General features: G+C 69.3%; 12 protein-coding genes. 6 read left to right on the top strand and 6 right to left on the bottom strand.

Annotated elements, in window-relative coordinates; all coding sequences use genetic code 11:
* Positions 1–2 precede the first annotated feature (2 nt).
* From N787_RS04630 to N787_RS04620, 3 genes are read left to right on the top strand one after another with little or no spacing between them, the layout of a single operon-like run.
* The gene (locus N787_RS04630) at positions 3–1,034 is read left to right on the top strand and encodes an agmatine deiminase family protein (RefSeq protein WP_034211076.1); all 1,032 of its coding nucleotides are present in this window, start codon (positions 3–5) and stop codon (positions 1,032–1,034) included.
* Positions 1,031–1,936, top strand: coding sequence for a carbon-nitrogen hydrolase (locus tag N787_RS04625; RefSeq protein ID WP_034211074.1), 906 nt, complete (start codon positions 1,031–1,033; stop codon positions 1,934–1,936). Before N787_RS04630 ends, N787_RS04625 begins: the two co-directional genes overlap by 4 nt.
* Complete coding sequence (locus N787_RS04620) at positions 1,933–3,147, top strand: TraB/GumN family protein (protein ID WP_034211072.1); 1,215 nt, start codon at positions 1,933–1,935, stop codon at positions 3,145–3,147. The genes N787_RS04625 and N787_RS04620 overlap by 4 nt, the downstream gene beginning before the upstream one ends.
* A gap of 42 nt (positions 3,148–3,189) precedes the next feature.
* Here the strand turns inward: N787_RS04620 and N787_RS04615 are convergent, their stop codons facing one another.
* From N787_RS04615 to N787_RS04605, 3 genes are read right to left on the bottom strand one after another with little or no spacing between them, the layout of a single operon-like run.
* A complete protein-coding gene (locus N787_RS04615; protein ID WP_034211070.1) occupies positions 3,190–6,327 on the bottom strand; it encodes an efflux RND transporter permease subunit in 3,138 nt (1,045 codons plus the stop codon).
* Positions 6,324–9,755, bottom strand: a complete 3,432-nt coding sequence (locus N787_RS04610; RefSeq protein ID WP_034211068.1) for an efflux RND transporter permease subunit — start codon at positions 9,753–9,755, stop codon at positions 6,324–6,326. The genes N787_RS04615 and N787_RS04610 overlap by 4 nt, the downstream gene beginning before the upstream one ends.
* Complete coding sequence (locus N787_RS04605; RefSeq protein WP_034211066.1) at positions 9,752–10,903, bottom strand: efflux RND transporter periplasmic adaptor subunit; 1,152 nt, start codon at positions 10,901–10,903, stop codon at positions 9,752–9,754. Before N787_RS04605 ends, N787_RS04610 begins: the two co-directional genes overlap by 4 nt.
* Before the next feature lie 206 nt (positions 10,904–11,109).
* Between N787_RS04605 and N787_RS04600 the strand changes: the two genes are divergently transcribed.
* Positions 11,110–11,436, top strand: a complete 327-nt coding sequence (locus tag N787_RS04600; RefSeq protein WP_052575127.1) for a c-type cytochrome — start codon at positions 11,110–11,112, stop codon at positions 11,434–11,436.
* Positions 11,437–11,447: 11 nt separating this feature from the next.
* On the top strand, positions 11,448–11,798 hold the full coding sequence (locus tag N787_RS04595; RefSeq protein ID WP_034211064.1) for a c-type cytochrome: 351 nt from the start codon (positions 11,448–11,450) through the stop codon (positions 11,796–11,798).
* Positions 11,799–11,858: 60 nt separating this feature from the next.
* Here the strand turns inward: N787_RS04595 and N787_RS15195 are convergent, their stop codons facing one another.
* Positions 11,859–13,508 carry a hypothetical protein gene (locus tag N787_RS15195; RefSeq protein ID WP_211252127.1) on the bottom strand — a complete coding sequence of 550 codons (1,650 nt, stop codon included), beginning with the start codon at positions 13,506–13,508 and terminating at the stop codon, positions 11,859–11,861.
* Between the two features lie 89 nt (positions 13,509–13,597).
* Positions 13,598–14,185, bottom strand: a complete 588-nt coding sequence (locus N787_RS04585; protein ID WP_034211062.1) for an NfuA family Fe-S biogenesis protein — start codon at positions 14,183–14,185, stop codon at positions 13,598–13,600.
* A gap of 57 nt (positions 14,186–14,242) precedes the next feature.
* Between N787_RS04585 and N787_RS04580 the strand changes: the two genes are divergently transcribed.
* Positions 14,243–14,581 (top strand): 4a-hydroxytetrahydrobiopterin dehydratase, encoded by a 339-nt coding sequence (locus N787_RS04580; RefSeq protein WP_034211060.1) that lies wholly within the window; start codon positions 14,243–14,245, stop codon positions 14,579–14,581.
* An 88-nt stretch (positions 14,582–14,669) separates the two neighbouring features.
* On the opposite strand, the gene N787_RS04575 is transcribed toward N787_RS04580, so the two are convergent.
* Positions 14,670–15,596, bottom strand: coding sequence for an RluA family pseudouridine synthase (locus N787_RS04575; RefSeq protein WP_245593958.1), 927 nt, complete (start codon positions 15,594–15,596; stop codon positions 14,670–14,672).
* Between the last annotated feature and the right edge of the window lie 388 nt (positions 15,597–15,984).

Below are 15,984 nucleotides of genomic sequence, written 5' to 3'. Positions count from 1 at the left end.
CGATGCCGAACAACCTGCGCTTCCCGGCGGAATGGGAACCCCAATCCGCCGTCCTGCTCGCTTGGCCGCATGAAGGCACCGACTGGGCGCCTCGCCTGGAAGGCGTCGAGCGGACCTACGTCGCCCTGGTCGCGGCGATCGCCCGCTTCCAGCCCGCCCTGGTCTGCGTCGCCGACGCCGCCCTGAAGGCGCGTGCCGGCGCGCTGCTGGAGGCCGCCGGCGTCGACCTGGGCCGCGTGCGCTTCTTCGAAGTGCCGTACGACGACACCTGGCTGCGCGACTCGGGCCCGATCACGCTGCGCGAGGGCGGCGGCTTCCGCCTGCTCGACTTCCACTTCACCGCCTGGGGCGGCAAGTTCGAAGCCGGCCTCGACGACCAGCTGGTCGGCAAGCTGCACGCCTCGGGCCTGCTGGCGCCGGCGCGGCACCAGCGCATCGATTTCGCGCTGGAAGGCGGCGGCATCGAGACCGACGGCGCCGGCACCCTGCTCAGCACCTGGACCTGCCTGCACGAGCGCCACCCGGACAAGTCGCGCGCCGAGATCACCGCCACGCTCGAGAAGGCGCTGGTGCAGGAGCGCACGCTGTGGCTCTTCCACGGCTACCTCGAGGGCGACGACACCGACGCCCACATCGACACCCTCGCCCGCTTCGCCGGCCCCGAGGCCATCGTGTTCCAGGCCTGCGACGACGAAGCGGACACCCATTACGCCCCGCTGCAGGCCATGGCCGCCGAGATCGAAGCGCTGCGCCGGCCGGACGGCAAGCCCTACCGCCTGTTCCCGCTGCCGTGGGCGCGCCCGATTCTGGACGAAGGCCGGCGCCTGGCCGCGTCCTACGCCAACTTCCTGATCATCAATGGCGCCGTGCTGATGCCGGCCTACGGCGATGCCGCCGATGCCGAGGCCGCGGCGGTACTGGCGCGCGCCTTCCCCGGCCGCGAGATCGTCCGCATCGACTGCCGCCCGCTGATCTGGCAGAACGGCAGCCTGCACTGCGTCACCATGCAACTTCCCGAAGGCCTGCTGGCATGAGCAAGAAATCCCTCACCGTCGCCCTGGTGCAGGACCGCGACCAAGGCAGCGTCGAAGCCAACCTCGCCAACATCGAGACCCGCGTCGCCGAAGCGGCCTCGCGTGGGGCCAAGCTGGTGCTGCTGCAAGAACTGCACAACGGCGCCTACTTCTGCCAGCACGAGTCCACCCACGAGTTCGACCGCGCCGAGCCGATCCCGGGCCCGAGCACCGAGCGCCTGGGCGCGCTGGCGAAGAAGCACGGCGTGGTGCTGGTGTCGTCGCTGTTCGAGCGCCGCGCCGCCGGGCTGTACCACAACACCGCGGTCGTCTTCGAAACCGACGGCAGCATCGCCGGCAAGTACCGCAAGATGCACATCCCCGACGACCCGGGCTTCTACGAGAAGTTCTACTTCACGCCGGGCGACCTGGGCTTCGAGCCGATCAACACCTCGGTCGGCCGGCTCGGCGTGCTGGTGTGCTGGGACCAGTGGTATCCGGAGGCCGCGCGCCTGATGGCGCTCGCCGGCGCCGACCTGCTGCTCTACCCCACCGCGATCGGCTGGGACCCGGACGACGCCCAGGACGAAAAGGACCGCCAGCGCGGCGCCTGGCTGCTCAGCCACCGCGGCCATGCGGTCGCCAACGGCCTGCCGGTACTCAGCTGCAACCGCATCGGCCATGAGCCCTCGCCCCTGGCTTCCGAGAAAGCCGTGGGCGCCTCGGGCATCCGCTTCTGGGGCTCGAGCCACGTGCTGGGCCCGCAGGGCGAATTCATCGCCGAAGCCGGCACCGACGACGCCGAAGTACTGCTGGCCGAGGTCGACCTGGGCCGCAGCGAGCAGGTGCGCCGCATCTGGCCCTTCCTGCGCGACCGCCGCATCGATGCCTACCAGGACCTGCTCAGGCGGTACCGCGATTGAACATTTCCACCGAGGCCGGCTACGACGGCCTGCATGACCAGCCGCACGCCATCGTCGAGCGCGAGGGCGTGCGCTACACGCTGCTGGGCACGGCCCACGTCTCGCGCGCCAGCGTCGACGCGGTCGAGGCCGCGCTGGCCACCGGCCGCTACGACACCATCGCGGTGGAGCTGGACGCCCAGCGCCACCGGGCGATGACCGACCCGGACGCGCTGGCCAAGCTCGACCTGTTCCAGATCCTGCGCGAAGGCAAGACCGGCCTGGTCGCGGGCAACCTCGCGCTCGCCGCCTACCAGCGGCGCCTCGCCGAGCAGCTGGGCGTCGAGCCGGGCGCGGAGCTCAAGGCCGCCGCGGTCGGCGCCGAAGCGCGCGGGCTGCGGCTTTCGCTGATCGACCGCGACGTCGGCACCACGCTCAAGCGCGCCTTCGCGGGCCTCGGTTTCTGGGGCCGCACGAAGCTGATCGCGGGCCTGGGCGCCAGCCTGCTGGCCGACGACGAAGTCGAGGCCGGCGAGATCGAGAAACTCAAGCAGGGCGACTACCTGGAATCGAGCTTCGGCGAATTCGCCGCCGGCAGCCCGCCGCTGTATCGCGCGGTGATCGCCGAGCGCGACGTCTACATGGCCAACCGCCTGCGCCAGGTCGGCGCGGAGGGCGCCCGCGACGTCCTGGCCGTGGTCGGCGCCGGCCACCTCAAGGGCCTCGAACAGCATCTGCGCGACGACGTCGCGGCCCCGGCGCCCGTGCTGGCCGAACTGGACGCCGTCCCTGCCGGCAGCAATATCCCGTGGTTCACGATCCTGCTGGTCGTGTTCCTGTTCGGTGGCTTCGCCTGGGGCTTCTGGCAGGGCGGCGCCGAGCTGGGCGGCGAACTGGTGCTGCAGTGGGTGCTGATCACCGGCATCGGCGGTGCGCTGGGTTGCCTTGCCGCCGGCGGCCATCCGCTGAGCATCCTGGCGGCCTTCATCTCGTCGCCGCTGACGCCGCTGCACCCCGCCCTCGCCTCGGGCACCGTCAGCGCCGCGGTCGAGGCCTGGGTGCGCAAGCCGACCTACGCCGACTTCCTGCGGCTGCGCGACGATACCGGCAAGCTGTCGGGCTGGTGGCGCAACCGCGTCGCGCGCGTGCTCGTGAACTTCTTCCTGACCAGCCTAGGCACCGCGATCGGCGTCTGGACCGCGGGCGCCAACATCATCGGCAAGCTGGGCTGAGGCCCGGGCCAGGCGGCCCGGGCACGCCACTCATTCCGCCACTCATTCCGCCGCGCGGCCCAGCCTCAGGCCCGCCAGCGGCGCCTTGGCGCGGCCGCGGCGCAGGGTCTCCGACGTCCACTCGCGCATGTCGTCCATCACCGCATAGATGGTCGGCAGGAACAGCAGGCTGACGAGGGTGGAGAACACCAGGCCACCGGCGATCGCGCGCGCCATCGGGTAGTAGGCCGGGCCGTCTCCACCAAGCTGGGTGCCGCCCATGCACAGCGGCAGCATCGCCAGCACCGTGGTGCAGGTGGTCATCAGGATCGGGCGCAGGCGCTCCTTGCAGCCGTGCACCAGCGCATCGGTGCGACTCAGGCCCGAGCGCCGCTGCGCGTTGATGTGCTCGAACAGCACGATGCCGTTGTTCACCACCACGCCCATCAGCACCAGGCACCCGATGAAGGCCATGATGGTGAAGGTGGTGCCGGTGAAGGCGAAAAGCCAGAACACGCCCAGCGCCGAGAACAGGATCGAGCTGATGATCGCGGCCGGGAACAGCATCGACTCGAACACCGCCGCCATCACCAGGTAAACCATCACCAGCGCCAGCAGCAGGTTGAAGATCATCTGCTTGCCGGCCTCGTCGTCCTGCTGGAAGGAGCCGCCGAAGCTGTAGCGGTAGCCCGGCGGGAAGGTGGCCGAGGACAGCACCTCCTCCATCGCCTTGCGCGCGTCGGGCACGGTGACGTCCTTGGCCAGGTTGGCCTCCAGGGCCAGCGAGGTCTGGCGGCTTTCGCGGGTGATCTGCGAGGCGCCCTTGCGGACGTTGACGTCCACCACCGAAAGCAGCGGCACGCTGGTGCCGTCGGCGCGGCGCAGGGTCAGCGCCGACATGTCCTCGACCCGGAAGTCTTCGGAGCCGGCGAACCGCACCCAGACCGGCAGCTCGGCGTCGCCGGAGCGGAACTCGCGCAGCGGCGTGCCGCGCAGGGCGATGCCGATGTAGCTGGCCACTTCCTGCGCGCTGAAGCCCAGGCTGGCGGCGCGCTCGCGGTTGACGCTGACCTGCACCTCGCTGTTCTCGTCGCCCGAATCCACGCGGACATCGCGGAATTCCTTGCGCAGCGCCAGCATCGGCACCAGGTTCTCGGCCAGTTCGTTGAGCGTGGCGGAGGAATCGCCCTGCAGGAACACCCGGATACCCTGCTCGTCGCCGCCACCGCCGCCGCCATCGCCGCCGTTGAAGCCGATCTCGGCCCGGGCGGTGCGCGGCAGGTCCTTGCGGATCATCTCCTGCACTTCCTCGGCCGACATCAGGCCCGGCTCCTGCTTGCGCAGCAGCAGCTTGTCCACGAAGCTCGGGTTCGGGTCCACCAGCGTGACCTGCATGCCGGCCCAGCCCCGCTCGCTGAACCACGAATAGAGCTGCTTGATCTGGTACTTCTCGCGGTTGGCGTCCAGGAACTGTTCGACCCGCAGCACCTCTTCCGAGATCTGTTCCAGGCTGTAGGCGCCCTTCCAGTCGAAGTACAGCTCAATGCGGCGGCCGACGTCGTTCTTGAAGAAGTCCATCTTGGTCATGGTCACCGGCACGAAGCTGACCAGCACCAGCAGCATCATCGAAAGCACGGCCTTGGCGCGGTTGGCCAGGGTCCAGCGCAGCAGCGAGGCGTAGCCACGGGTCAGGCGCGGCACGAAGCCGTGCTCGGCGGTCACCGCCGGCGGGGTCTTCAGGCGCGCCGAGATCATCGGGATCAGGCTCACCGCGACGATCCACGACGCCAGCAGCGAGATGGTGATGGTCATCGCCACCTGGCCGAGGTAGATCGAGATGAAATTGCGCTCGCCGAACAGGTTCGGCATGAACACGATGATGCTGGTGAGCGTGCCGGCCGTGATCGCCACCTGCACGCTGCGGGTGCCCTCGATGGCGCAGCGCATCGGGTCGTTCGGGTACTTCTCGCGGTACTGGTAGATGCTCTCAACCACCACCACGGCGTTGTCCACCAGCATGCCGACGCCGATCAGCAGGCCCATCATCGACAGGATGTTGAGGGTCATGCCGAAGAAGTACATCGCGCCCAGCGTCATCACGATGCAGATCGGGATCGCCAGGGTCACCATCAGCGTGGACGGCCAGTGGCGCAGGAAATAGAACAGGATCAGCAGCGACAGCAGCGAGCCGATCAGGCCGGCCTCGACCAGGCCGTTGATCGAGCTGGTCACGCCGACGGCCTGGTCGTCGATGATGTTGAGCTGGATGTCGCGGAACTCCGGCTCCTGGTTGATCAGGGCCAGCTCCGCCATCGCCAGGCGCGAGACATCCACGAGGTTGGCGTTGCGCTCGCGGAAGATGTCCAGGCCCACGGCCGGCCGGCCATCGAGCCGCCGGCCGTAGTCGACTTCCTGCGGCTTCTCGCGGATGACGGCGACGTCGGACAGGCGCAGTCCCTTGTCGTTGAGCACGAGGTCGCGCATCTCGTCCAGGCTGGCCGTTTCGCCGATCGGCTGCACGCGCAGGCGCTGCCGGCCCTCGTTGATCTGGCCGGCCGAGACCGAGAAGTTCACCGCGCGCAGGCGCGCGGCCAGTTCGTTCAAGCCAAGGCCATGGGCGCTGAGGCGGTCGGCCGAGATCGCGATCTCGACCTCGGGCGGCGAGGCGCCGGAGATATCCACGCGGGCGACGCCCGGCACCCGCTCGAGGCGGCGCTGGAACTGCTGCTGGATCAGGGTGTACTCGCCGGTGAAGTCACGGTCACCGGCGAAGCGCACGCGGATCACCGGCTGGTCGCTGGGCGAGAACTTGAAGACGAAGTAGCGCTGCAGGTCCTCCGGCAGCTCGCCGCGGATGGCGTCGAGCCGGTCACGCGCCTCGCTGGCGGTGATCTCGATGTCGCGGTCCCAGTCCGAGAACTGCATCTGCACGCTGGAACCGTCCGGGCGGCTGGTGGACCGCATCCGGGCGATGCCGGTCAGCGTGGCCAGGGCCTCCTCGGCCGGACGCGTGATCGTGCGCTCCACCTCTTCCGGCGTGGACCCCGGGTAAGGCAGGTCCACGAAGATGAAGGGCACGTTGACGTCGGGGAACTGCTCCAGCGGCAGCCGGAAGGCGGCGATCAGTCCGATCACCACCAGCGATACGTAGAACATCACCGCCGTCACCGGACGGCGGAGGCTCAGCTCGGCCAGGCTCATGCCGCGTCTCCCAGGGCCGCCGCCGCGCGCAGGCGCTCGAGCGCGCTGGCCCGCTGGCCACGCTCGACATAGTGCGCGTCGGACTTGCGGTCCATCAGCTTGTACATCACCGGGATCACCACCAGCGTCAGCAGCGTCGACACCGCCAGGCCGCCGATCACCGTGATCGCCATCGGCGCGCGGACCTCGGCGCCTTCGCCGCCGAAGAAGGCCAGCGGCGCGAAGCCGAACAGCGTGGTCGCCGTGGTCATGATGATCGGGCGCAGGCGGGAATACGCGCCGCGCATGATCGCCTCGTCCTTGGCCACGCCTTCCTCGCGCAGCTGGTTGACCTTGTCGATCAGGATGATGGCGTTCTTGACCACGATGCCGCAGAGCAGGATCAGGCCGATGAACACCACCACCGAGACCGGCGAACCGCTGATCCACAGCGCCATCACCGCGCCGACCATGGCCAGCGGGATGGTGAACATGATCACGAACGGATGCAGCAGCGACTCAAACTGCGAGGCCATCACCAGGTAGACCAGGAAGATCGCCAGCGACAGCGCGAAGATCAGCGAGCTGATCGAGGCGTCGAGCTCCTCGCCCTGGCCACCGATGTGCATGCGCACGTCGGCGCCCAGCGGGTCCGCCGCCACCATGTCGCGCACCTGCTGCACGGCCGTGCCGAGGTCGATGTCGCGCAGGTTGGCCGAGACGATGGCCACGCGGATCTGGTCGACGCGGTTGATCTCGCTCGGCCCGATGGTGGCGACGACGTCGGCGACCGCGTCCAGCGTGACCGGACGGTCGCTCTGCGGGTTGACGATGATCTTGCGGATGCTTTCCAGCGACTCGCGGTCGGCTTCCTGCGCCCGCACCAGCACGTCGATCTTGCGGTCGCGGAAGCTGTAGCGCGTCGCCACCTCGCCGCGCACCTTGCGCACGACCTGGTCGGCGATCTGGCGGCTGGTCAGTCCCAGCGCCGCGGCGCGCTCCTGGTCGAAGCGGATCTGGATCTCGGGGAAGCCCTGCTCCACCGTCGACTTCACGTCGGCGAAGCTGTCGTTGCCCTCGAGCATCGCCGCCAGCTTGCGGCCGGCGCGCTCCACCGCCTCCAGGTCCTGCCCGCGCAGCTCGATCTCGAGCGGCGTGGAGAAGCTGAAGAGCTGCGGCCGGCCGAACTTCACCTGCACGTCCGGGAACTGGGCCATCGTGGCGCGCATGCGCTCGGTCTGGCGCTCCTCGGAGGCGCGGCCGAAATCGCCGCCCATCACCACCGTGAGCTTGGCGATGTTCTCGCCCGATTCGGTCGGGTTGGCGTCAAGCCGCGTGCCGCTGCCGCTGACGCCATACAGCGCCTGCACGCCCTCGTCGCCGTCGTGCACCTGCTGGATCTGCTTCACCAGCGCATCGGTGTCGCGCAGCTGGGTGCCGGGCGGCAGCTTGGCCGTCATTTCGAAGCGATCCTGCGCGAACTGCGGGATCAGGTCGGTACCCAGCGTGGAAGCCACGAACAGCGCCAGCACGAAGGCCACGCCCGCGGCGCCCAGCACCGGCAGCGGGTTCGACAGCGCGCTCGGCAACAGCCGGTGGTAGCCGGCCTCGGCCCAATCGTAGGGCTTGAGCACCCAGCCGCCGACGCGGCCCAGCCCCCGCCCGCCCACGCCCAGCACGCGCGCCAGGGTGGCCACCAGCCAAGTCACGGCGAACACCAGCAGTGGAACCAGGAAGGCGAACGGAATGGCGAGCAGCAGCAGCACGAGGCAGAACGCCCACACCGGCGCCAGCACCAGCGCGGCAAGCGCGGCACCGATGCCGCGGCCAGTGCCCCGGCCAAACGCAGCCTGCACGCGACGGAACGGCAGCTTGGCGAAGTCGATCGCCTGCGCCAGCACCTGACGCCAGACCGGGCCGCCCGGACCTTCGCCGCCCGGCGAATCCGCGAAGGCCATCGGCGACTTTGCCTTGAGCGCCGACAGCATCGGGATCAGGGTCAGCGACACCACCAGCGAGATCACCAGCGCGATCGACACCGTGAGCGCCTGGTCCTTGAACAGCTGGCCGGCCACGCCCTGCACGAACACCAGCGGGAAGAACACCGCCACCGTCGTCAGCGTCGAGGCCACCACGGCCATGCTCACTTCCTTGGTGCCGACCACCGCCGCCTCGAGCACGCCCAGCCCGCGTTCGCGCGCCTTGGCGATGCTCTCCAGCACCACGATCGAGTCGTCCACCACCATGCCGGTCGCCAGCGCCAGGCCGGCCAGCGACATGACGTTGAGGTTCAGGCCGAACTGGCCCATGAAGAAGAAGGTCGCGATGATCGAGACCGGCAGCGACAGGCCGATCACGAAGGTGCTCCAGCCGTCGCGCAGGAAGAAGAAGATCAGCAGGATGGCGAACACGCCGCCCATCAGCGCTTCCTTCTTCACTTCCGACAGCGCGGCCTCGATGAAGACCGACTGGTCCTCGATCGTGGTCAGGGTCGCGCCCTGCGGCAGCTGGTCCTTCAGGCGCTCGAGCGCGACCTTGATCGCGTCGGCCACGGCGACGGTGTTGGCGTCGCCCTCCTTGTAGATGGCCAGCTCGACGGCTTCGCCGCCGCCCAGGCGGATGATCGCCTCGCGTTCCTTGTAGCCCTGGCTGACGCTCGCGACGTCGCGCAGGCGCACCGGCACGCCGTCGACGTTGGCCACGAGCAGCTCGCGCATCTGGTCCAGGCCGGTGAACTGGTTCACCGTGCGCACCAGGTAGCGCTGCGAGCCTTCCTCGATGCGGCCGCCGGAGATGTTGACGTTCTCCAGGCGCAGGCGCTCGATGACGGTGTTCACGTCGAGGTTGAGCTGGGCCAGGCGGTCCTGGTCGATCAGCACCTGCACCTCGTCCTCGAGGCCGCCGGCGACCTTGACCGCGGCGACGCCGCCGACCGGCTCCAGACGCTTCTTGAGCTCTTCCTCGGCGTAGCGGCGCAGCCGCATCAGCTCGGCCTGCTCGCTGCCGGCAGGGGCGTCGGTGGCGGCCAGCACGAGGCGCATCACCGGCTCGGTGGACGGGTTGAAGCGCAGCAGCACCGGCTGCTTGGCTTCCAGCGGCAGGCGCAGTACTTCGAGCTTGTCGCGCACCTCGAGGCTGGCCTGGTCCATGTCCGTGCCCCAGGCGAACTCGAGAACCACGTCGCTCTGGCCGGTGCGCGAGACCGAGCGCAGCTTGCGCAGGTTCTTGACCACGCCCACGGCCTCTTCGACCGGTTCGCTGATCAGGGTCTCGATCTCCATCGGCGCCGCACCGGTGTACTCGGTGCGCACCGTCAGGGTCGGGTAGCTGAGGTCGGGCAGCAGGTTGACCTTCAGGCTCGACAGCGCGATCAGGCCGAAGATCACGAAGGTCACGGTGACCATCGCCACCGTCACCCGCCGGCGGGTGGAGAATTCGACCAGGCTCATTCGACGGCAACCTGCGCGACGGCGGTTTCAGTGGAGGCTTCCGGCGACGCCGGGTTGATGATTTCGACCTCGGAGCCATCGCGGATCGCGACCTTGCCGGCGGTGACGACGTCGTCGCCTTCCACCAGGCCCGAGCGCACCTCGGCCACTTCGCCGTTCACGTAGCCCAGCTCGACCGGCACGCGGACGGCCTTGCTCTCGCGCACCACGAACACCGCCGGCTCGCCCTCGTCCTCGAGCAGCGCGACCCGCGGCATGGTCAGCGCATCCACGCGCTCGTCGTAGACCACTTCGATGCGGCCGAACATGCCCGGGCGCAGCGTGCCGCCGCCCTCGAAGGCGCAGACCACGCGGAAGGTGCCGCTGCCGGAATCCACCACCGGGCTGATGCGATCGACCTTGCCCTCGAACACCTGGCCCGGCACCGCATCCACCACCATGCGCAGCGGCATGCCGGGGCGCAGGGTGGCGAGTTCACGCTCGGGCACGTTCAGCACGCCCTCGAGCTGGGAGATGTCCACCACGCGGAAGGCCGGCGCGTTCAGCGCCACCAGGTTGCCGACCTTGACCATGCGCTGGGCGACCACGCCGCTGATCGGCGCGACGATGTTGGTGTGCGAGAGCTCCAGCTGGGCGAGGTCGTAGCTGGCCTTCGCCGACTCGAGGTCGAAGCGGATCTGCTCGACCGATTCGGCGCTGACGAGCTTGGACGCGAGCAGTTCCTGCGCGCGGCGGAAGTTGTTCTCGAGCTTGCGGACGGTGGCGCGCGAGCGCTCCATCTCGAGGCGGGCGCGGTCGGGGTCGATGCGCGCCAGCACCTGGCCGGCCCGCACCTGGTCACCCTCCTCCACCAGCACCTGCAGCACGACGCCCGAGGACTTCGCGACCACCTGGGCTTCGGCCGGCGCCTCGAGGCTGGCGGTGCCGCTGTAGCTGGCCGAGATCACCTGCTTGGTGACGCGGGCCACTTCGACCGGCACGGCCGGCGCCTTTTTCTCGACCGGCTTGCCGTCGGGGCCGGTGGCGGCGGTTTCGGCAGCCTGCCCCTCGGGCGGCTGGCCGCCCCCGCAGCCCGCCAGGGCCAGGGTGATGGCAAGCGCCAGGACGGCGGTCGTACGGGCCAGCGGGAACGTGCGGAGAGTCTTCATTGTCGGGGCTTCTGGCGGGGGTGTTGTAGTTGAATAGAACAGTACAGGACGGGCGTGAAGACCCGCATATGCCGGAAGTCTGGATGCCCACCGGTGACGGTCGCATGCGCGGCGCCCCCCGGCCCCCTGTCTGCCTTGGGATGCACCGGCTATAATTTCGGTTTAGTGCCGCCCGCCCGACCCTTTCGAGCCGGAAAAAAAGACCGATGAAGCGAATCCTGTTGCCCGCCGCCAGCCTCGTGCTTGCCCTCGCCACCGCGCCCGCGTTCGCCAAGGGCGATCCGGAAAAGGGCAAGGCCCTGTTCTATACCTGCACCGGCTGCCACGGCATCGCCGACTACAAGAACGCCTACCCGACCTACCGCGTGCCCAAGGTCGGCGGCCAGAACGAGGCCTACCTGGTCGCGGCGCTGACCGGCTACAAGACCGGCGACCGCGAACACCCGACCATGCAGGCGCAGGCCGAGAGCTTCTCCGACCAGGAGATCGCCGACATCGCCGCCTATCTGTCCAGCCTCAAGCCGGCCAAGTGAGAATCGACCCCATGACCCTGCGCCTGCTCGCCGCCTCCGCCCTCCTCGCCCTCGCCGCCCCGGCCTTCGCCGCCGGCCCGGTCGGCAACATCGCCGCCGGCCAGGAGAAGTCCAAGACCTGCGCGTCCTGCCACGGCGCCACCGGCAACGAAAGCCTCGACGACACCTATCCGAAGCTGGCGGGCCAGCATCCGGAGTACCTCGTGCGCGCCCTGCAGGAATACAAGTCCGGCAAGCGCAAGAACGCGATCATGGCGGGTTTCGCCGGCGCGCTCAGCGACGAGGACATCAACGACCTCGCGGCCTTCTACGGCAGCCAGGCCGGCGACCTGCACGACCTGAGCAAAATCGACGAGCGCTGATCGCTTCGTCCGATTCCAGTAAAAAGCCCGGCGAACGCCGGGCTTTTTCGTTGCGGCCCGCTAGCCGTCCTTCGGTGCCGGCACGTCCGTGGGCTTGGCCAGCGGCTTGCGGCAGTGGAAGTCGTAGAGTTCGCGGGTGCCCTTCCACGCGGCCTGGCTGGTGGCGTTGGTGATCTGGTCCCACCACGCGGCGCACTGCGCGGCTTCCTGTTCGTTGAGCGTCTCCGGGTCGTCGAGTTCGACCACGTAGCCGTCGTTGTTGTGGCGGATGCCGCAGCCGCCGCCCGCCGCCAGGATCGACACCGTGCACACGAGCTTGGAGCCGGGCTTCCCGGGGATGGGGATCTCGACCGTGCCGGTGGTGGCCTCGACCGCCTTTTCCAGCACTTCGGTGAGGATGTCCTTTTCGGGGATCCAGTATTCGTCGAAGCGCGTGGGCTCGTAGACGAGCGCCGGCTGCCGACGCATGAAGCTGCCGGAATCGAGCAGGCCCGGCTGCTGGAAGCTGAACTCGCGGGTGTCGTCGGTGGCGCCACGGAGCTGGTCGCGCAGGTCGTCGGGCAGGTCGAGCGAACCGTCGGGGTTGTACAGCCGCAGCGATCCACCGGCCAGCGGTGCATCGACGGCCTGCATCGCGCCGTCACGGCTCGCGGGCGGCGCCAGGAAGTCATCGGACAGGGCCGGCGCCGAAGCCGGCGCCTGGGCGGCCGGTGCGGATTCCGGCGCCGAGGGAACCGCGGCGGTTTCCGGCACCGGCGCCTGCGCGGGGGATTCCGGCGCAGTCGGGTCTTCCGACTCGGGCGCGGGCAGTTCTCCGAATGCGATGTCCAGCGCGGGCTTCTGGACGCGGATCGGTTCCGGGCGCAACACATCCACGGTCGGTGCGGCGGGCCGATCGATCTCGACCTGGGCGGGTTGGATCACTTCGGCGAACGCGGGTGCGGTGATGTCGACGCGGATCTTTTCCGGCTCGGTCGGCGACGGCTCGCTCACCGGCATCGGCACGCGCGCGATCTCGGTTTCGGGCAGGGGCTCGGGGCTGGGTACCGGCGCCAACGGCAGCTCGCGCAGCGGGATCGGCGCCGGTTCGGGGTCTTCCACCGGGACGAACACGAGCGTCGAGTCGATCGACGGCGCCGGATCCTCGGGCAGGTCGACTTCCTCGGCCGGATCCGGATCGGTGGCGGGCTCGACGATGGGCTCGGGGAGCGGTTCGGGCTCGACCACCGGCTCGGGTTCCGGCTGCGGCTCGGGTTCGGGCTGCGGTTCGGGCTCGGGTTCGGGTTCGGGCTCCGGCAGCGGTTCGGGCTCCGGCAGCGGTTCGGGCTCGGGCTGCGGCTCGGGCTCGGGCTCGGGTTCCGGCTGCGGCTCTGGCTCCGGCTGCGGCGCGGGTTCGGGGGCCCGCACAGGCTCGGGTTCGGGCGCCTCAACGGGCTCTGGTTCGGGCTCTGGCTCCGGCTCCGGCAGGGGCTCGGGCTCCGGTTCGGGGAAGATCAGGATGGTGGTGATCTCGCGCTCGGGCGTCGGGGCGGCGACGAAGCTGCTGCGGTCGAAGACCCAGAACACCACCGCATGGCCGATCGTGACCAGGCCCATCAGCAGCAGGCGCAGGCCAAGCGGCAAGTCCTCCGGTGCGCGCGCCGGCCGCCAGCGGTGGCCGGACTCGTTGAGCGCCTCTGCGGGATCGTAGGTCTCGCGTGGATCGCTCACGGGCACCGCGTCGTCGGGAAGGGCCGGGCGAGAGTAACCGCACCGCCCGGGAAAAATTGGTTAAGCGGCGCGGGCGCGGCGCGGACCATTCAGCCGCGGGCTATGTAGGGCGCGCTGCCGGTGCTGTGGTCGGTGGCATCGCGCACGGCGGTGACCTCGGGGATCTTCGCCTTCATCGACTTCTCGATGCCCTGCTTCAGGGTCACGTCCACCATGCCGCAGCCGTGGCAGCCGCCGCCGAAGCGCAGGTACACCACGCCGTCGGCATCGATCGAATCGAGCGCGACGCGGCCCTTGTGCGAAGCCAGCTGCGGATTGATCTCGGAGTCAATCAGCCACTGCACGCGTTCCACCAGCGAGGCGTCGCCGGCGGGCTGGTCGCCCTTGATGCGCGGCGCCTTGATGGTGAGCTGGCCGCCGGTGGCGCTGGCGACGAAGTCGATGTCGGCCGAATCCAGGAACGGCGCGCTGGGCGCGTCGACGTAAAGCGTGAAGCCGGCGCATTCGATCGACCACTCGTCGCCGAGCAGGTCGCCGTCGTCGCAAAACTCCAGCCGCGCATCGGCGCGGGGCGTGCCCGGGTTGACGGCGGAGAGTCGGATGCCGACGGCGTCGCCGCCCTGGGTCTGGAGCAGGCGCTGGAAATAGGCCTGCGCGGATTCGGTGATGTTGATCATGGCGCGCATTGTAAACCCCCGGCCTATACTTCGGCCCTACCGCCCTGGAACGCAGACATGACCACGATCAGTGAACTCGCCGCCCGCCGCTGCACGCCGCTCAAGGGCGAACAGCACCGCCTGCCGGCCACCGATGTGAAGGCCTTCCTCGCCGCCCTGCCCGGCTGGGAACTGGTGGAGGACGGCGCGGCCATCCGCAAGACCTTCCGCTTCCCGGACTACTACCGGACGATGGCCTTCGTGAACGCGCTCGCCTACGTCGCCCACGCCGAAGACCACCACCCCGACCTGGGCGTGCACTACGACCGTGCGGTGGTGCGCTTCTCCACCCACGACGTGGGCGGGCTGAGCGCAAACGACTTCATCTGCGCCGCCAAGACCGAACAGCTGGCCTGAAGCAAATGAACCAGGTTCATTTGCCCGGGCTGCGCCGCGTCAACCTCGGACCGAACTCGGCCGGGTAAATGAACCTGGTTCATTTGCTTCAGGCGAGGCGGTCCAACACGGCGGTGAGTTCTTCGCTCAGGGGCGCGTTGATCAGGTAGGGCGTCTTGCCCTTGTCGAGGGCGAACTCGATCGAGGCGGCGTGCAGGAACAGGCGCTTGAGGCCCACCTGCTGCGCGAGTCGCTTGTTGGCCTCCGGGTCGCCGTACTTATCGTCGCCGGCGATCGGGTGGCCGAGGTGGGCGGCATGCACGCGGATCTGGTGGGTGCGGCCGGTCTCGATCCGCACCTCGCAATAGCTGTGGCCGCCGCGGCGCTCGAGCACCTTGAAGTGGCTGACCGAGGGCTTGCCCGCCGGGTCCACCCGCACCTGCCGCTCGCCGCCCTGCATCACCGACTTCTGCAGCGGCGCGTCCACGGTCAGCGTGCCGTTCGGGACGCGCCCGACCAGCAGCGCCAGGTAGCGCTTGCCCGGGCCCTCGTCGTCCTCGCCCGCACGCATCAGGGCCTGCAGCTCCAGCAGGGCCGAGCGCTTCTTGGCCACGAGGATCACGCCCGAGGTGTCGCGGTCGAGCCGGTGCACCAGTTCCAGCGGCTCGCCCGGTCGCAGGGCCCGCAGGGATTCGATCAGGCCGTGGCTGATGCCGCTGCCGCCGTGGGTGGCCAGGCCGCTGGGCTTGTTCACGGCCAGCAGGGCCTTGTCCTCGAAGACGATGCTGGCGGCGAGCCGGTCCAGCAGGCCCTTGGGCACGGGCCGGGCCTCCCCAGCCTCGTTCAGCTTCACCGGCGGGATGCGGACCTCGTCCCCTCCGGCCAGGCGGCTGTCGGCCTTGGCCCGCTTGCCGTTGATCCGGACCTGGCCGCTGCGCACCAGCTTGTAGACCAGGCTCCGGGGCGCCCCCTTGAGCTGCAGCAGCAGGAAGTTGTCCAGGCGCTGGCCGTCCCGGTCCTCGGGGACCTTGACCATCTTCACGCCGGTTGAGACTTCATTTGCCGCCATGGGGGTTGCACCTATACAATCGCTTCGCGAGATAACGTCCTGATTTCCCTGGGGTGCCGGCCGAAAGCCGATCCCAGGTGAATCCTGAGGAACCGCTACCACACCCCACGGGGGTGACCATGTTAGCCGGTACCGAAGGCGGACGGATATCGCCGTACACCTTACAAGTGCACGACAGACCGGAAAACGCTCGGCGGTTTCCGGCCCCAATGACCGAACACATGTACAACAAGCGCTCCCGTGGGTACGCCCAAGGTTTAGAAGCGCTGGAAGTTCCTGCCAGGCCTGGGTGCGCGGTGCGCCCCTAGCCGGAAACATCGGGCGCGGACCCCGGCGTTCCTCGCGGTAAGAGCGC

Source organism: Arenimonas metalli CF5-1 (assembly GCF_000747155.1).
In the GTDB taxonomy this organism is placed as follows: domain Bacteria; phylum Pseudomonadota; class Gammaproteobacteria; order Xanthomonadales; family Xanthomonadaceae; genus Arenimonas; species Arenimonas metalli.
The sequence above is the reverse complement of the archived record's forward strand: the minus strand, read 5'-3'. Positions and strand labels throughout refer to the sequence as shown.